This is a genomic window from Streptococcus sp. SO4, assembly GCF_030440055.1.
Lineage (GTDB): Bacteria > Bacillota > Bacilli > Lactobacillales > Streptococcaceae > Streptococcus > Streptococcus nidrosiense.
The window spans coordinates 38,088-53,938 of the sequence record NZ_JAQFJI010000014.1 but is presented as its reverse complement, the minus strand read 5'-3'; the positions used below and the strand labels follow the sequence as shown (position 1 = coordinate 53,938).

The following is a 15,851-nucleotide window of genomic DNA, read 5'->3' as shown; positions in this document are numbered from 1 at the left end:
CTTTCTTGAAATACTTATGCTTTCAACCATTCTTCCCAGATGAAAGATTTCTTACGATTTGTATCTTCTGGTTTGACCAAAGCCTTTGTTAGTTCAACAAAATTTTGGAATTCTGCAAAATGTTCTTCCAACTCTGCGACTTTTTCAGGATTGTTCAAATTATAGTCATCGTCCAATACTTGTTCAGAATGTCCTAGGAAAAATTCTGTTCCTGGCATGACTCTTGCTTTCAGTTCAGGCGCATCAAGAATCTGACGCAAGTGTGCTTGGGCTCTAGATGTTCCAAGCAATCCAAGAGAAGCTCCTACAATCATCGTTGGTTTGTTAATCAAAGCACGACTGGTATAGGCAATCCATTCCAAGGCTGAAGCTAAGGGGGCCGGTATAGTATGATCATACTCTGGTGTTGATATAATCACACCATCCGCCTCGAGGATTTTTTCTGAAAAAGCTTGAACTTCGGCTGGTGCTAGCTTGTCCTCAGGTTCGTTAAATGCTGGCAATTGTTTGATCTCCAATACCTCAATATCGGCTTTATCTGAAAAATGCTTTTGCATAAATTTCAAGAGTTTCCGATTGGTTGAGCGGTCAGAATTTGTTCCAACGATAGCAACTAATTTCATCTTGCTACCCCCTTTATTTGTTTGATTTAATATCATTATACAACTTTAGCCTATCATGTAAATCGATAATCCTAAAACATTGTGTTATTCTATCAGTTTATCTTAGTTTAGTATAAGTTAGTGAAAAAATTAACAATATTTTCCGAGAAAGTATTGACCCTTATTTTTAACTATGTTATAGTCTTTGTGAAAATATGTATTAAGTTAAAGGAGGGTCTTTTTATGAAAGAGACATTCAATCGTTGGCAAGTTTTAGCTGCATCAACTGCTATTCTTCTCTGTACAGGTGCTGTCTATTCTTTTTCCGTTTTCGCTGGACCTCTAAGTTCTTCAACAGGTTGGTCTATGTCCGAAATCATGCTTGCATTTGCCATCAACTCAGCTATCGGACCGATCCCTATGATTCTCGGAGGGTATCTGGTAGATAAGGGATATGTAAAATGGACAATCGCCCTTGGTGCCCTTCTATTTGCTAGTGGCTTTTTCCTAACTGGTTATGCAAGCTCACCAGCTATGCTCTATTTGACCTATGGTTTGATGGCAGGTCTTGGTCAAGGATTCGCCTATTCAGGAGCCCTCTCAAATTCTCTTCGCCTCTTCCCTGATAAACGTGGTTTAGCTTCTGGGATTCTAACAGGAGGTATGGGATTTGCTGCAGTTATTGCGTCACCAGTTGCAAGTAGTCTCATTCAAAAACAAGATGCTTTCTTTGCTTTTCGAACAATTGGACTTGTCTATATTGTTGTTATTATCTGTGCCATTTTCTTCATCAAGGCAGCCCCAAGTGGCTACCAACCAGCAGGTTGGAAAGCTCCCGTACAGACTAAACAAGGACCTGCCAATAAAAACTGGAAAGAAATGCTACAGAGTCCTTTATTCTACATCATTATCAGCATGTTCTTTGTCGGTGCTTTCTCTGGTTTGATGATTGCCTCTCAAGCATCCCCAATTGGTCAATCCATGTTTGGACTATCTGCTGGTACAGCAGCTCTCTATGTCTCTCTTTATTCAATCGCAAACTCTAGTGGCCGCTTTATCTGGGGTTCACTCTCTGATAAAATTGGTCGTTCAAAAACCTTGTTGATTATCTATTCTGTTATCGTATTGGCTCTCTTCTCCTTAACAATCGTCCCTGGACAATTTGGCTTTACTCTAGGAATCATCGGCCTTGGTATCTGCTTCGGTGGTGTTATGGGTGTCTTCCCATCTATTGTCATGGAGAACTACGGACCTGCTAATCAGGGAGTCAACTACGGTATCGTCTTCACAGGTTATTCTTTAGCTGCATTTTTTGCACCTAAAGTTGCGGTTCAAATGGCAGCAGCTAACAATGGAAATTATAGTGCCGCATTCTACGTTGCTATCGCTCTCGCAGTTGTGGGGCTTCTTCTCAACTTCCTTTATATGAAGAAAAAAGGCTAAAAAAGAGAACTTCCTATGTAAGGAAGTTTTTTTGGTATAATAAAACTAGAAATAGCTTATCGGGAGGTTTTATCATGGCTCAGCAGTCAAGACTTTTACGAGATAACCCATCTGATTTTCACTATGATTTTGAAAAACAAATCTTATCTAAGCAATCTTCTAATACCATTTATCATTGGCATCCTGAACTCGAAATTGTCTATGTCAAAAAAGGAACTGCTACCTTCTATATCAACTCTGAGCGCTTTGAAAGTCATGAAGGTGATATTTTTCTAATTCAGCCAACTTCTCCTCACGCTATCTACCCTATTGAAAATCAAGAACAAATTTCAACAGTTTTTCGTATTCATTTAGATTTCTTAGGTAGAAGTCAAATTGACAGCTTTAGCCAACGCTATATTCAACCTATATACTCTGGGCATTTTTATCTCACTCCTCGGATTTCGCCAGATGATCATGCTTATGAACCGATTTGCGATTGTCTTTTATCTCTTTTTTCTATCCTTGAAGAGCAGAGTATTTATTATGATCTCCTTTTAAAGGCAAAACTCTATGAATTTCTCTATCTTCTCTTTAGGTACAGGTATGTCAATCGACACTATACAGATGATACCTATCAAAAATATCAGAAATTAAAAGAAATGATTGGTTATCTTGAGCAACACTATGCAGAGCCCATTCAAATTGACCAGCTTGCTGCTACGTTTGGATATAGCAAAAATCACTTTATGAATATTTTCAAACAACACACTGGGACAAGCTGCATGGAGTATCTCATACGATTGCGCCTGGAAAAAGCTTGCGAAAAGCTCGTACAGACCAATCAAAGTATTCAAGAAATAGCAAGCCAGGTTGGCTTTACTAACCTCTCAAATTTTAATCGACAATTCAAACAACACTTCCAGTTAACTCCCAGACAGTATCGAAATCAACAACTCAAAAAAGAATCTTAGCCATTTCTCTCCTTAGTGACTCACTAGGGAGATTTTTCTTTATCAAACAATAAAGTCACCAAATTGGGTGACTTTATTAGGAGATTATGATGAAAAAAGTTTTAGGATTTCTATTAAATAAAGGTTACTCAATGAAAATCGAAATCAAACTAGGCAGAGCGACGCAAGCATAACTAAAGTTAGGTAAGTCGACTCTAACGAAGTATGGTGAGATTTTCGAAGAGTATTAGGAGGTCTTTATTTAATGGTTACATGATACACAGGCAGACTTAAAGTTAGCTTAACTATTTTTAGTTTTTTTCAAATGACTAAAGTTAATGAATATTACCAAGATCCAACCCAAAAAGTCCCCGCCAATTCCCCGACCAAAATCCGAAAAATACCGGAAAATATCGGAAAATTATTTTTAGGAAATTTCCAAAAAGCCTGAAATAGAGCCAAAAAACTCCACCTGATTGGGTGGAGTTAAGGGAGATTATTATGAAAAAGAAAAGTTTAGGATTTCTATTAAATAAAGTTAGGAGGTCTTTATTTAATGATTACATAATACAGGACAAGACTTAAAATTAGCTTAAGTGAAAAAAAAATTATTTTAATTTTTTTCGGTCCACCAAAATCATACCCGTACACTGAAAACTAGATAAGGTTTCAAAACCTAAGGAACGATAAAATCCAAGAGTCTTTTCTGACTCATCTGTCGCTAGTTGTACTTGGTAGGCATCCTTATAATCAGCTAGAGCTTGCTTCATCAAGGCGCTACCAATCCCTTGGCGTTGATAGCTAGGCAAGACGATCAAATCCTGTATAAAAACCGAAGAAAAACCGTCTCCAATCAAGCGAACTAGACCAACGATTTCCTCACCATCACGGGCAAGATAAGTCGCTAGCGAATGAGACAAAGCCTGGGACAACATTTGGGGCTGATTGGTATAATTTGTCCAACCAACTGCCTGGTAGAGATGCAAAACGTCATCTAAATCGACGGATTGTTGATTTCTAATGAAAATCATTTTCTTTCCTCCATCAGAATTTTCAATTACTGAATTTCTCATAAAAGAATAACATAAGATCAAATAAGAAACAAGAAAATGCATAAACTCATAGTAATAAAACTGAACTTATGCATTTTTCACTATTTTATCAATCTAAACTAATTTTTCCTTTTTGAGTTCCCCAAATACCTGTTTGTACCTGTAACTGTAAACCTGAAGCATTGGCAGTCTCATCACTTAAGTCAAAAACCACATTTCCTGTAATACTATTTTCGGGGTTTAATTCTGATAAGAAAAATTTTGCTTCTTCATTTGCATACAAACCAGCAGCACCATCTGTTGCATACTCCGTATCACCTTTTAAAAGTTTAAAGAAATCATCAGTAACTGTTATAGATTTTTTACCAGTATTTTTTACTGTTACATTCACAATTAAATAAATACCATTTGCAGTTTTTCCATATTCTCCACCAACATTTTGAGATAGGGATTTTGAATTTACAACGTATTCAACATCCCCAACTTTAACAACTTCTCCAATCTTATGTTCTACCTTAGTTGCTGTTTTTTCTTTTGTATTTTTAGTTTCTTCCGATGCCTTTGGTTGAACAGTTTCTTCTGATGATGTTGCTTGGACACTTGAATTGGATGGAGTTGACTGTTTCGATGAATTATTTCCACTTCCTCCTTTAATAGCACTAAATGCAACAAGTACAACAAGTAGTATGAACCACCATTTTTTATAAAAAGGCGTTTTTTTCACATAAATGTTCCCATTTTCATCCTTGATTTTCTTAGCCATAAGAAATCTCCCTTAATATTTTTATTTTAAACTATTATAATATATTTCCTAAAAAAAAAAAAGCGTTTTTTGAATAAAATGTAAATTCACAGTACCATGTTTTATCTATGCCTTTACCTAAAACTTTCAAATGTCAAACATGCATAAAAATAATATCCTTTTCAAAATAAGGTTACCTGTATACTAATTATTGCAACTTATATATTAAACCTCAAAAAATCTCCAAAGAGAAACTTTGAAGACTTATCATTTCCTATTCCAAAAAGATTATAAAAGACAGAGAAAACGGTCGACGATTCCTTATCTAAGTTAGATGCAAGAAAAGAGACTGGTTAAAAACTCTAATTTATCAGAAGATAATGATGAATTAGGGTTTAAAATAGACGTTCGCTTTGGCATAAGTCCTAAATATCACCAACAGCTCTCCAATTTCTGTTTTTGTTGCCCATTTTCATCAAAATTATCCGAACGCAACCACGATTCAAAACGAGCTTTGACCTTTGGCCAATCCTTATCAATCATAGACATCCAGTCCGTATCTCTGGTACGCCCTTTATAAATAACAGCTTGACGGAAAGTGCCTTCGTAGATAAAACCCAAACGTTCTGCCGCTTTTCTAGAAGGGAGATTTAGTGCATCACATTTCCACTCATAGCGACGATAGTTGAGTTCTTCAAAGACATAACGAGCAAGCAAATAGTGTGCCTCTGTTCCCATCCTTGTCTGTTTAAGAGCCGGCGAAAAGGTCACCGCGCCAACTTCAACCACGCGATTAGCTTGGTCAATACGCATGAGAGAAAAAGTCCCCAGCGCCTTTCCAGTCGCTTTATCAACAATCGCATAATAGAAGCGATCCTTGCGCTCAATCATCTGCTTTAAAGCAACAATTAATTCTTCAAGATTTTCTACTGGCGGTTGAAAGAGATAGGTCCACATCTCTCGAGGTGATTCTGGACCATAAACAGCCAGCAAATCCTCCGCATGCTTTTCCACTGACAGAGCTTCGATAATCGTATACTGTCCTTCTATCCGTACAAGCGACGGTAAAACTCCAGGTGTATCGTCTACAGGTTCACCAATCATCTGACCATATTCATTTACAGGCATAGTTTTCTCCTTGCCTCACACTTATAAGTTTAAAGATGTGAATAGTATATCACATCTCACAGGTAATCTACAAAAAATCCTCCAGTTTATGGAGGATTGATCAAATATGGAAACAAGTGAGTTAATGCCCCCTGTGCTTCTCTCTACGTTTTTGCTGTTTGCGTTCGAATTTCTCTTGTTTGAGCAATTGCTTTTGGACACTAGATTGATGTTTTGAAATCTTTTTCCTTTCCTCATACTGCAACTGCAATAGTTCTTTCGACTTGGAAGAAACTTTTTGATTTACTTGTTTCCTCACCATTCGTTGTAATCGTTTAGGATTCTTGATTTTTACATGTTGCTTAACTGTAGTTTCTGGACTAAAAGATAATTGAGTAAACTGAGTCTGTAAAATCTCTAGAATTTCATCATCTTTTGGCTCCTGACCAAATGTCACACGACAAACTTGATAAGTTTCTCGATACACTTGTTCAAACAAACCATGCCAAAATCCATCTTCAAAATAAACTGTCAATCCAATTGAAATTGTTTCCACGACAGCACCTCCTTAAATCTATCCCTAAGAATGGACAACCAAGGAGGAAGGTTACTGATAGGCTTGCCTACGTCTGGACTACCAACCAGAACTGTGTTTTTATCTTAGTTGAGATAATTATAGCATAATCCAATTTAAAAATCCTCCAAAGCTTAGCTCTGAAGGATTCATTTCTTATTTAACAATGATATTTACGAGTTTAGTTGGCTCAAACAGCTTGGGAAACTGTTTGAGGTTGAAAATCAGCAACTAAATTGGTTATTTAACGACGATATTAACGAGTTTATTAGGGACACTAATCACCTTCACAATTTCTTTGCCATCGATCTCTGCTTTAACTTTTTCGTTAGCCAGAGCCACTTCTTGCAATTCTTCGCGAGAAAGGTCCTTCGCAACCATCAATTTAGCACGGACTTTGCCTTTGATTTGAACGACGATTTCGACTTCGTCTTCAACCAATTTGCTTTCGTCCCATGTTGGCCAAGCCACGTAAGAGATAGACTCACCTGTTGCTACGACTGTTTGCCAGAGTTCTTCTGCCAAGTGAGGTGCAAATGGGGCTATCAATTGGATAAAGCCTTTGGCGTAGTCCACATAGAGTTTGTCTTCCTTGTTAGCAGCGTTGACAAAGACCATGAGTTGGGCAATGGCAGTGTTGAATTTCATAGACTCGATTTGCTCTGTAACAGATTTAACGGTTTCGTTGTAAACCTTGTCAAGAGCGCCATTGTTTTCCGCAACGATTTCTTTACTTGTAATCAAACGGTAAACACGGTCAAGGAATTTACGGCTTCCTTCCAGACCTTCTTCAGACCAAGCGATGGAAGCATCAAGTGGTCCCATGAACATTTCATAGACACGAAGGGTATCCGCACCGTATTGTTCCACCACATCGTCTGGGTTGACAACGTTCTTGAGGGATTTGGACATCTTAGCTGGTGCTTGCTCCAACTCTTCCCCTGTTTCCACATGGAAGAAGGAACCGTCACGTTTTTCAACCTTGTCAGTTGCCACAAGTGCTCCACGGTGGTCACGGTAGCTTGTTCCCAAAATCATCCCTTGGTTAAAGAGTTTTTGAAATGGTTCCTTGGTTGGAACGACACCGATATCATAGAGGAATTTGTGCCAGAAACGAGCGTAAAGCAAGTGAAGCACGGCGTGTTCTGCACCACCCACATAGATATCGACTGGCAACCATTGTTTGAGGAGGTCCTCGTCAGCCAATTTCTCTGTGTTGTGTGGATCGATATAGCGGAGGTAGTACCAGCTTGAACCTGCCCATTGTGGCATAGTATTGGTCTCGCGACGACCTTTGACGCCATCTTCGCGAGTCACTTCAAGCCAGTCGGTCAAGTTAGCTAGTGGACTTTCTCCAGTACCTGAAGGGCGGATATCCTTGGTTACTGGCAAGACAAGTGGCAATTCACTTTCTGGAACAACTGTTGAAGTTCCATCTTCCCAATGAATGATTGGGATTGGTTCACCCCAGTAACGTTGACGGCTAAAGAGCCAGTCGCGAAGGCGGTAGGTCACTTTTTCTTGACCACAGCCTTTTTCTTCCAACCAAGCCACAATTTTAGCAATGGCGTCTTCTTTGTTGAGACCGTTCAAGAAGTCAGAGTTGACGTGAAGGCCATCTTCTGTGTAAGCAGCTTCTTCAACGTTTCCACCTTCCAAGACTTCTACGATTGGAAGGTCAAATTGTTTGGCAAATTCCCAGTCACGTTGGTCGTGGGCAGGTACGGCCATAACGGCACCTGTACCATAGCTAGCAAGGACATAGTCGGCAATCCAGATTGGAATTTCTTTGCCATTGACAGGGTTGATGGCATAGGCACCAGTCCAAACCCCTGTTTTTTCCTTGGCAAGGTCTGTACGAGCTAGGTCAGATTTCAAGCTAGCTTGGTGTTTGTAGTCTGCTACTGCCTCAGCTTGCTCGGTGCTTGTGATGACATCTACTAGTTCATGCTCAGGAGCCAAAACGGTGAAAGTCGCACCGAAAAGGGTATCTGGGCGAGTGGTAAAGACGGTGAATTCCTTGTCTGTCCCTTTTACTTTGAAAGTGACATTGGCACCAGTTGATTTACCAATCCAGTTGCGTTGCATGTCCTTGATAGACTCTGGCCAGTCAAGGTCATCCAAGTCATTGAGCAAACGCTCTGCATAGGCAGTGATTTTAAGCATCCATTGGCGCATTGGTTTGCGGACAACTGGATAGCCTCCACGCTCAGAAGTTCCATCAGGAAGGACTTCTTCGTTGGCGATAGCTGTTCCTAGTTCCTCAACCCAGTTTACTGGCACTTCAGCCTCATAAGCCAAACCTTTTTCGTAAAGCTTAGTGAAGATCCATTGAGTCCACTTATAGTAGTTCGGATCTGTGGTGTTAACTTCACGATCCCAGTCGTAAGAAAAGCCAAGGGCATTGATTTGGCGTTTAAAGTTGGCAATATTTTCCGCTGTGAATTCCGCCGGGTCATTCCCAGTATCCATAGCATATTGCTCTGCAGGTAAACCAAAGGCATCCCAACCCATTGGGTGAAGGACATTATAGCCTTGAGCACGTTTGTAACGGCTGAGGATATCCGTTGCTGTATATCCTTCTGGGTGTCCTACGTGAAGACCTGCTCCAGATGGATAAGGGAACATGTCCAATGCATAAAACTTAGGTTTTGAGGCATCTGTTCCTGTCTTAAAAGTGTGATGGTCAGCCCAGTATTTTTGCCACTTAGGCTCGATTTCTTTATGATTGTAAAAACTCATAGCGTCTCTCCAATTTTCGTGATGCTCCTATTATACCATTTTTAGGGGGAATATTGTTTCTCTTTTCGTGATTTTATTGTTTTGACCTATGAACACTAGACTATTTTACAAATAAATTCTAAAAATTCTCTAATATATATAATTTATCATTCAATTAATTCTTCATAAATAATATAGATGCAAGATGGGGCTTTTTATGGTAGAATATAGGAAAGTGCTTTCTCAGAAGGAGGAAAATATGGACAAACAAACCATCGCTGTTTTAGGGCCTGGTTCTTGGGGTACTGCGCTGTCACAAGTTCTAAATGACAACGGACACCAAGTGCGTATCTGGGGAAATATTCCTGATCAAATTGATGAAATTAATACACAACATACTAACAAACGCTATTTTAAGGATACTGTATTAGACGAAAAAATTGTTGCCTATCATGATTTGGCAGAAGCCTTGAAGGGTGTTGATGCTGTCTTGTTTGTGGTGCCAACCAAGGTGACCAGATTGGTAGCTCAACAAGTGGCTGCTGTTTTGGATCATAAAGTGGTGGTCATGCATGCTTCAAAAGGCCTCGAACCCAATAGCCACAAACGCCTTTCAACCATTCTAGAAGAAGAAATCCCTCAAGAATTGCGTAGTGAGATTGTGGTTGTATCTGGTCCTAGCCATGCAGAAGAAACGATTGTACGTGATATTACCTTGATTACGGCTGCTTCTAAAGATTTACAGACTGCTCAATATGTTCAAAAACTCTTTAGCAACCACTACTTCCGACTTTATACCAATACAGATGTGATCGGAGTGGAAACAGCTGGTGCTCTTAAAAATATCATCGCTGTTGGTGCAGGTGCCCTCCATGGACTTGGATTTGGTGATAATGCAAAAGCTGCTATTATCACGCGCGGGCTGGCAGAAATTACCCGTCTGGGGGTTAAACTTGGAGCAAATCCATTAACTTACAGTGGTCTTTCTGGAGTTGGGGATTTAATCGTTACAGGAACTTCTGTCCACTCACGTAACTGGCGTGCAGGAGATGCTCTTGGTCGTGGTGAAGCCTTGGCAGATATCGAAGCAAATATGGGAATGGTCATTGAAGGTATTTCAACAACCAAAGCTGCTTACGAATTGGCGCAAGAGCTAGGAGTTTATATGCCTATTACCCAAGCCATCTACCAAGTTATTTATGAAAATGTTAATATTAAGGATGCCGTTTCTGAACTCATGAGCAATGAGTTCAAGGCAGAGAACGAGTGGTCTTAGTCACCGTTAGAAAGGAAGCTCATGAAGCAAAAAGTTAGAAAAGCCGTTATCCCTGCTGCAGGACTTGGAACTCGTTTCCTACCTGCTACTAAAGCCTTGGCTAAGGAAATGTTGCCAATCGTGGATAAACCAACTATTCAATTCATCGTTGAAGAAGCTCTTAAGTCTGGCATTGAGGACATTCTTGTGGTAACAGGAAAGTCAAAACGTTCTATCGAAGACCATTTCGACTCAAACTTTGAACTAGAATACAACCTCAAGGAAAAAGGAAAAACCGACCTTTTGAAACTAGTTGACGAAACAACTGGTATGCGTCTTCACTTCATCCGTCAAACACACCCACGTGGACTCGGAGATGCCGTCTTACAAGCAAAGGCTTTCGTCGGAAACGAACCCTTTGTGGTCATGCTTGGAGATGACCTCATGGATATCACTGATGACAAAGCTGTTCCATTGACCAAGCAGCTCATGAATGATTATGAGAAGACTCATGCTTCTACTATCGCTGTTATGCCTGTCCCACATGAAGACGTTTCTTCATACGGTGTCATCGCTCCTCAGGGTGAAGGAAATGATGGTCTTTACAGTGTTGAAACCTTCGTTGAAAAGCCAGCACCTGAAGACGCACCAAGTGATCTAGCCATTATTGGCCGTTACCTTCTCACACCAGAGATTTTTGGTATTCTTGAAAATCAAACACCAGGAGCAGGAAATGAAATCCAGCTAACAGATGCTATCGATACTCTCAACAAAACCCAACGAGTATTTGCTCGTGAGTTTAAAGGTGCACGTTACGATGTCGGAGACAAGTTTGGGTTTATGAAGACTTCCATCGAATACGCCCTTAAACATCCACAAGTCAAAGACCACTTGAAGGACTACTTGATTAATCTGGGAAAAGAACTTTCAGAAGACAAATAAACAATTTGTCAAACAGTCAGATTTAGCTTAAATCTGGCTTTTTTGATGTCTAAATCTCAAGACCCAATCCCTATCCAAAGCCCTGATTTAAGCCTAATTTCTTGTAAGAGATGCTTTTATGGTATAATAATAAAGAGTGAGGAATTCTATGAACAAACATGTAACAAGAATCAAAGAAAAAGGACTGGCCTTACTTGGGTCTCTAAAATTAACAATTTCTAAAATGAATACAAAGAAAAAGAGTGGAAAAAATTCTAAGAAGAAAAAGCAAACGCAAACACCATTCGATATCTGGGCTTTATTTGCAAAAATTTTACTTGGAATAAAGGCAACTTTTAACACACTTTTCATCCTAGCTTTTATTGGCAGTCTCCTTGGAACAGGGGTTGCCTTGGGGTATGCTGTTTCTCTCTTTGATCAAGTTAGTGTCCCTCAAACAGAAGATTTGATCAAGCAGGTCAATAATATTTCATCCATCTCTGAAATCCGCTATGCAGATGGTTCCATGATTAGCGCTATCGAAAGCGATCTACTGCGCACATCTGTATCATCAGATGCCATTTCAGATAACCTCAAGCAAGCTATCGTTGCAACCGAGGATGAACACTTTGCAGAGCACAACGGTGTCGTTCCTAAAGCGGTTATTCGTGCCAGTCTAGGAAAATTCATCGGACTTGGTTCTTCCAGTGGAGGATCTACCCTAACACAACAGCTCATCAAACAACAAGTAGTTGGTGATGCTCCTACGCTTGCCCGTAAAGCCAGTGAAATCGTTGACGCCTTGGCCTTAGAAAGAGCCATGAGCAAGGACGAAATCCTAACAACCTATCTCAACGTCGCTCCTTTTGGTCGTAACAATAAAGGTCAAAATATAGCAGGGGCTCAACAGGCTGCCAAAGGGATTTTTGGTGTGGATGCAAGCAAACTGACCATCCCTCAAGCGGCTTTCCTAGCAGGTTTACCACAAAGCCCTATTTCCTACTCACCTTACGAGTCTACTGGTGAGATGAAGAGCGAGGAAGATATTGAACTCGGTATTAAGCGCTCAAAAGATGTTCTCTACAATATGTATCGAACAGGAGCCCTCAGCCAGCAAGACTATGAAACCTACAAGGCTTATGACATTAAGCAAGATTTCTTGCCAGCAGAAAATGCTAGCGTTACCTCTAAAGGCTTCCTCTACTTCACTGCACTCGATGAGGCTACCAAGATTATGTATGATTATCTGGTGCAAAAGGACAATGTTTCTGACCAAGAACTACAGAACGAATCGATCCGAAAATCTTATCGAGAATTGGCCGAAAAAGAAATCCAAAACGGTGGTTACCGTATTACAACTACCATCGATAAAACGATTCATACTGCTATGCAAAATGCCGTAACAAACTACGGATACCTTCTAAATGATAGCTCGGGTCAACCTGAAGTCGGGAATGTCTTGATGGACAATCAAACTGGGGCGATTTTAGGGTTTGTAGGTGGACGAGATTATCAGACCAATCAAAACAATCACGCCTTCGATACCAAACGTTCCCCTGCCTCCACTACCAAGCCACTATTGGCCTACGGTATTGCTATCGACCAAGGGCTTATGGGAAGTGCTAGCATCCTCTCTAACTATCCAACAAACTTCTCTAACGGAACTCCAATCATGCATGTCAACAGTCCTGGAACAGCCATGATAGACCTTAAAGAAGCTCTGAACTATTCTTGGAACATCCCAGCCTACTGGACCTACCGAATGCTCCGTGAAAAAGGGGTTGATGTCCGTTCTTACATGGAAAAAATGGGCTATGAAATCCCAGAATACGGCATTGAAAGTCTTCCTATGGGAGGAGGAATTGAAGTTACTGTAGCCCAGCATACCAATGGTTACCAAACACTCGCTAACAATGGTACCTATCATAAGAAATACATGATCTCAAAAATTGAGAAAACGAGCGGTGAGGTTCTCTATGAGCATCAGGCTAAACCCATCCAAGTTTACTCTAAAGCTACTGCAACCATTATGCAGAGTCTGCTAAGAGAGGTGCTTTCATCTCGAGTTACTACAAGCTTCCAAACTGATCTGGCTTCTATCAATTCCAGTCTAGCAGGTGCTGACTGGATCGGAAAAACTGGTACAAGCAATGAAGAAGGAGATATGTGGCTCATGGTCTCTACTCCAAGATTAACTCTGGGAGGCTGGGTTGGACATGACGACAACAGTTCTCTAGCCCAGGGAGCTTACTACCGCAATGCAAAATATATGGCTCATCTGGTAAATGCCATTCAGCAAGCAGCCCCTTCTGCTTGGGGTTCAGAACGTTTCAAACTCGATTCAAGTGTCACTTCATCACAAGTCCTCAAATCAACTGGTCAAAAGCCAGGAAAGGTGACTATTAATGGAAAAGAAATTAATCTGAGCGGAGAAACGGTGACTAGCTACTGGGCAAACCAAGCTGGTGCTCCAACTACTAGCTACAAATTTGCTATTGGTGGAAGCGATTCTGACTACCAAAATGCTTGGAACACCATTTTAGGAAGTCTGCCTAAAGCATCTTCTTCCTCATCAAACAATAGCAGTAACAGTAACAATAATAACAATAACAACAACAATAATAATAATCGTAATAATACTTCTAATAGTAACGGGAACAGTAATAATCGCTCGAGTTCCAATAACAGAAGTAGCAATCAACGGCGCTAACTAAACAGCACAATTATTGAGAGTGGGAAAGAAATGATTTTTCTCCACTCTCTTTTTTCTTTTTTCATTTCATGGTACAATAGCAACATGAATAAATATCAAAAAAATATTTTTAAGGGAACCATTTATTCTCTCCTATCTGGCTTGATCTGGGGGATCTGTGGAATCTTAGGAGAGTACTTTTTTTCACATTATCAAGTCTCTTCAGGGTGGATTACTTCTATGCGTCTACTCGTCGCAGGTAGTTTCGTAATCATCTTATCTAGCCTTAAACTCCGGTTCCAGCTTTTCGATATCTGGAGAAATCGAAACAACTACCTTCCTTTTCTCGCCTATGCTATCTTAGGGATCTTCTCCGTACAATTTTTCTTTTATCTCTGTGTGGAGTACTCCAACGCTACAACTGCAACCATCCTACAATTTATCAGTCCTGTCTTCATTCTTATCTACAACCGCATTATCTACAAGAAAAAAGCCTCTAAAAAAGCGATCTTCTATGTTCTGACTGCTATGCTTGGGGTCTTTTTGATGGCTACCAAAGGCGATTTGTCTAAGCTATCCATCACTCCTCTTGCTTTACTGACTGGACTTCTCAGTGCCCTAGGCGTCATGTTCAATGTCATCTTACCCCAACGCTTTGCTAAAAAATATGGTTTTGTGCCAACTGTTGGCTGGGGAATGATTATCGCTGGACTTTTTAGTAATTTTCTCTACCCCGTTTATAAGATTAGCTTCCAGGTTGATGCCATCAGTATCTGTGTTTGTTTGACTATTGCCTTTTTGGGAACTGCCTTTGCCTTTTTCCTATCGATGAAGGCCGTCTCTCTCGTTTCCCCATTGGTGGTGTCGGTCGTTAGCGCAAGCGAACCTCTATCCTCTGCTATCCTCAGTGTCCTTTTCCTTGGCATGGTTCTGGATGGTTTCTTGGTACTAGCCATGATTTTGATTATCGTTCCTATGGTTTTCTTGTCCATTGAAGAATCTAAATCCAAGAATTAAACACCTTCTTTTAACACTTAAGGCTTCAAAATTGAAGCCTTTTTTGGTAGAATAGTAAGCATTACAAAGAGTGAGGAGACACCTATGACTGCTACAAAAATGAATGCACAAGAAATTATCCAATTTATCGCAAATGCTGAGAAAAAGACAAGTGTAAAAGTGACCTTTGAGGGACAACTTGCCGGAGCTATCCCTGCCTCTGTTATCAAGCTTGGGAATGTTCTCTTTGGAGACTGGAAAGATATCGCTCCACTTCTTGATGGACTTACAGAAAACAAGGACTATGTTGTTGAACAAGACGCCCGCAACTCAGCTGTGCCTCTCCTTGATAAACGTGATATCAATGCTCGTATCGAGCCAGGCGCTATCATCCGTGACCAGGTTGAGATTGGTGACAACGCTGTTATCATGATGGGAGCTGTTATCAATATCGGTGCAGAAATCGGATCTGGCACTATGATTGATATGGGAGCTATCCTTGGCGGACGCGCTATTGTCGGTAAAAATAGCCACGTTGGTGCAGGTGCTGTTCTTGCAGGTGTTATCGAGCCAGCTAGTGCTGAGCCTGTCCGTGTCGGTGACAATGTTCTCATCGGTGCTAACGCTGTGGTTATCGAAGGTGTTCAAATCGGTAGCGGTTCTGTTGTTGCAGCAGGGGCCATCGTCACTCAAGATGTTCCAGAAAATGTTGTGGTAGCTGGTGTCCCAGCTCGTGTTATCAAGGAAATCGATAGCCAAACCCAACAAAAAACAGCGCTAGAAGATGCGCTTCGCACCTTGTAATTAGTAACAG

The 15,851-nt window shown here is 40.5% G+C and carries 13 protein-coding genes; 7 read left to right on the top strand and 6 right to left on the bottom strand.

Translation table 11 applies throughout. The features are described from left to right. Positions 1-14 precede the first annotated feature (14 nt). Entirely contained in the window at positions 15-623 is a 609-nt protein-coding gene (locus tag PCY08_RS08850) for an NADPH-dependent FMN reductase (protein ID WP_000779599.1), read from the bottom strand. Between the two features lie 222 nt (positions 624-845). Between PCY08_RS08850 and PCY08_RS08845 the strand changes: the two genes are divergently transcribed. Together PCY08_RS08845 and PCY08_RS08840 are read left to right on the top strand one after the other, a co-directional pair. Then, on the top strand, positions 846-2,045 hold the full coding sequence (locus PCY08_RS08845; protein ID WP_301560099.1) for an OFA family MFS transporter: 1,200 nt from the start codon (positions 846-848) through the stop codon (positions 2,043-2,045). A gap of 74 nt (positions 2,046-2,119) precedes the next feature. After that, positions 2,120-2,998 carry an AraC family transcriptional regulator gene (locus PCY08_RS08840; protein WP_301560098.1) on the top strand — a complete coding sequence of 293 codons (879 nt, stop codon included), beginning with the start codon at positions 2,120-2,122 and terminating at the stop codon, positions 2,996-2,998. Between the two features lie 587 nt (positions 2,999-3,585). Here PCY08_RS08840 and PCY08_RS08835 read toward each other — a convergent pair. The 5 genes from PCY08_RS08835 to leuS all read right to left on the bottom strand — a co-directional run bounded on the left by PCY08_RS08835 (position 3,586) and on the right by leuS (position 9,194). After that, the gene (locus PCY08_RS08835; protein WP_301560097.1) at positions 3,586-4,008 is read right to left on the bottom strand and encodes a GNAT family N-acetyltransferase; all 423 of its coding nucleotides are present in this window, start codon (positions 4,006-4,008) and stop codon (positions 3,586-3,588) included. Positions 4,009-4,138: 130 nt separating this feature from the next. Continuing rightward, complete coding sequence (locus PCY08_RS08830; RefSeq protein WP_061863481.1) at positions 4,139-4,792, bottom strand: DUF4352 domain-containing protein; 654 nt, start codon at positions 4,790-4,792, stop codon at positions 4,139-4,141. Positions 4,793-5,203: 411 nt separating this feature from the next. Further along, entirely contained in the window at positions 5,204-5,899 is a 696-nt protein-coding gene (locus tag PCY08_RS08825; protein WP_301560096.1) for a GNAT family protein, read from the bottom strand. Between the two features lie 121 nt (positions 5,900-6,020). Beyond that, positions 6,021-6,434, bottom strand: a complete 414-nt coding sequence (locus PCY08_RS08820) for a YjdF family protein (protein ID WP_000447946.1) — start codon at positions 6,432-6,434, stop codon at positions 6,021-6,023. Between the two features lie 258 nt (positions 6,435-6,692). Then, positions 6,693-9,194 (bottom strand): leucine--tRNA ligase, encoded by a 2,502-nt coding sequence (gene leuS, locus PCY08_RS08815; protein ID WP_301560095.1) that lies wholly within the window; start codon positions 9,192-9,194, stop codon positions 6,693-6,695. A 238-nt stretch (positions 9,195-9,432) separates the two neighbouring features. On the opposite strand from leuS, the gene PCY08_RS08810 reads away from it, so the two are divergent. The 5 genes from PCY08_RS08810 (at position 9,433) to dapD (ending at position 15,841) form a co-directional block, all read left to right on the top strand. Further along, positions 9,433-10,449 carry an NAD(P)H-dependent glycerol-3-phosphate dehydrogenase gene (locus PCY08_RS08810; RefSeq protein ID WP_049528397.1) on the top strand — a complete coding sequence of 339 codons (1,017 nt, stop codon included), beginning with the start codon at positions 9,433-9,435 and terminating at the stop codon, positions 10,447-10,449. A 21-nt stretch (positions 10,450-10,470) separates the two neighbouring features. After that, a complete protein-coding gene (galU, locus tag PCY08_RS08805) occupies positions 10,471-11,370 on the top strand; it encodes a UTP--glucose-1-phosphate uridylyltransferase GalU (RefSeq protein WP_301560094.1) in 900 nt (299 codons plus the stop codon). A 148-nt stretch (positions 11,371-11,518) separates the two neighbouring features. Then, positions 11,519-14,059, top strand: a complete 2,541-nt coding sequence (gene pbp1b / locus PCY08_RS08800; RefSeq protein ID WP_301560093.1) for a penicillin-binding protein PBP1B — start codon at positions 11,519-11,521, stop codon at positions 14,057-14,059. Between the two features lie 87 nt (positions 14,060-14,146). Continuing rightward, a complete protein-coding gene (locus PCY08_RS08795; protein WP_301560092.1) occupies positions 14,147-15,058 on the top strand; it encodes an EamA family transporter in 912 nt (303 codons plus the stop codon). A gap of 84 nt (positions 15,059-15,142) precedes the next feature. Continuing rightward, positions 15,143-15,841 (top strand): 2,3,4,5-tetrahydropyridine-2,6-dicarboxylate N-acetyltransferase, encoded by a 699-nt coding sequence (gene dapD / locus PCY08_RS08790; protein WP_301560091.1) that lies wholly within the window; start codon positions 15,143-15,145, stop codon positions 15,839-15,841. The last annotated feature ends 10 nt before the right edge of the window (positions 15,842-15,851 follow it).

Bases quoted from the DNA above. Each gene is read 5' to 3' on its own strand.
- PCY08_RS08795 (WP_301560092.1), top strand. From the start codon at position 14,147: ATGAATAAATATCAAAAAAATATTTTTAAGGGAACCATTTATTCTCTC.
- PCY08_RS08850 (WP_000779599.1), bottom strand. From the start codon at position 623: ATGAAATTAGTTGCTATCGTTGGAACAAATTCTGACCGCTCAACCAAT.
- leuS (WP_301560095.1), bottom strand. From the start codon at position 9,194: ATGAGTTTTTACAATCATAAAGAAATCGAGCCTAAGTGGCAAAAATAC.
- PCY08_RS08830 (WP_061863481.1), bottom strand. From the start codon at position 4,792: ATGGCTAAGAAAATCAAGGATGAAAATGGGAACATTTATGTGAAAAAA.
- PCY08_RS08840 (WP_301560098.1), top strand. From the start codon at position 2,120: ATGGCTCAGCAGTCAAGACTTTTACGAGATAACCCATCTGATTTTCAC.
- pbp1b (WP_301560093.1), top strand. From the start codon at position 11,519: ATGAACAAACATGTAACAAGAATCAAAGAAAAAGGACTGGCCTTACTT.
- galU (WP_301560094.1), top strand. From the start codon at position 10,471: ATGAAGCAAAAAGTTAGAAAAGCCGTTATCCCTGCTGCAGGACTTGGA.
- PCY08_RS08845 (WP_301560099.1), top strand. From the start codon at position 846: ATGAAAGAGACATTCAATCGTTGGCAAGTTTTAGCTGCATCAACTGCT.
- PCY08_RS08810 (WP_049528397.1), top strand. From the start codon at position 9,433: ATGGACAAACAAACCATCGCTGTTTTAGGGCCTGGTTCTTGGGGTACT.
- PCY08_RS08825 (WP_301560096.1), bottom strand. From the start codon at position 5,899: ATGCCTGTAAATGAATATGGTCAGATGATTGGTGAACCTGTAGACGAT.
- dapD (WP_301560091.1), top strand. From the start codon at position 15,143: ATGACTGCTACAAAAATGAATGCACAAGAAATTATCCAATTTATCGCA.
- PCY08_RS08835 (WP_301560097.1), bottom strand. From the start codon at position 4,008: ATGATTTTCATTAGAAATCAACAATCCGTCGATTTAGATGACGTTTTG.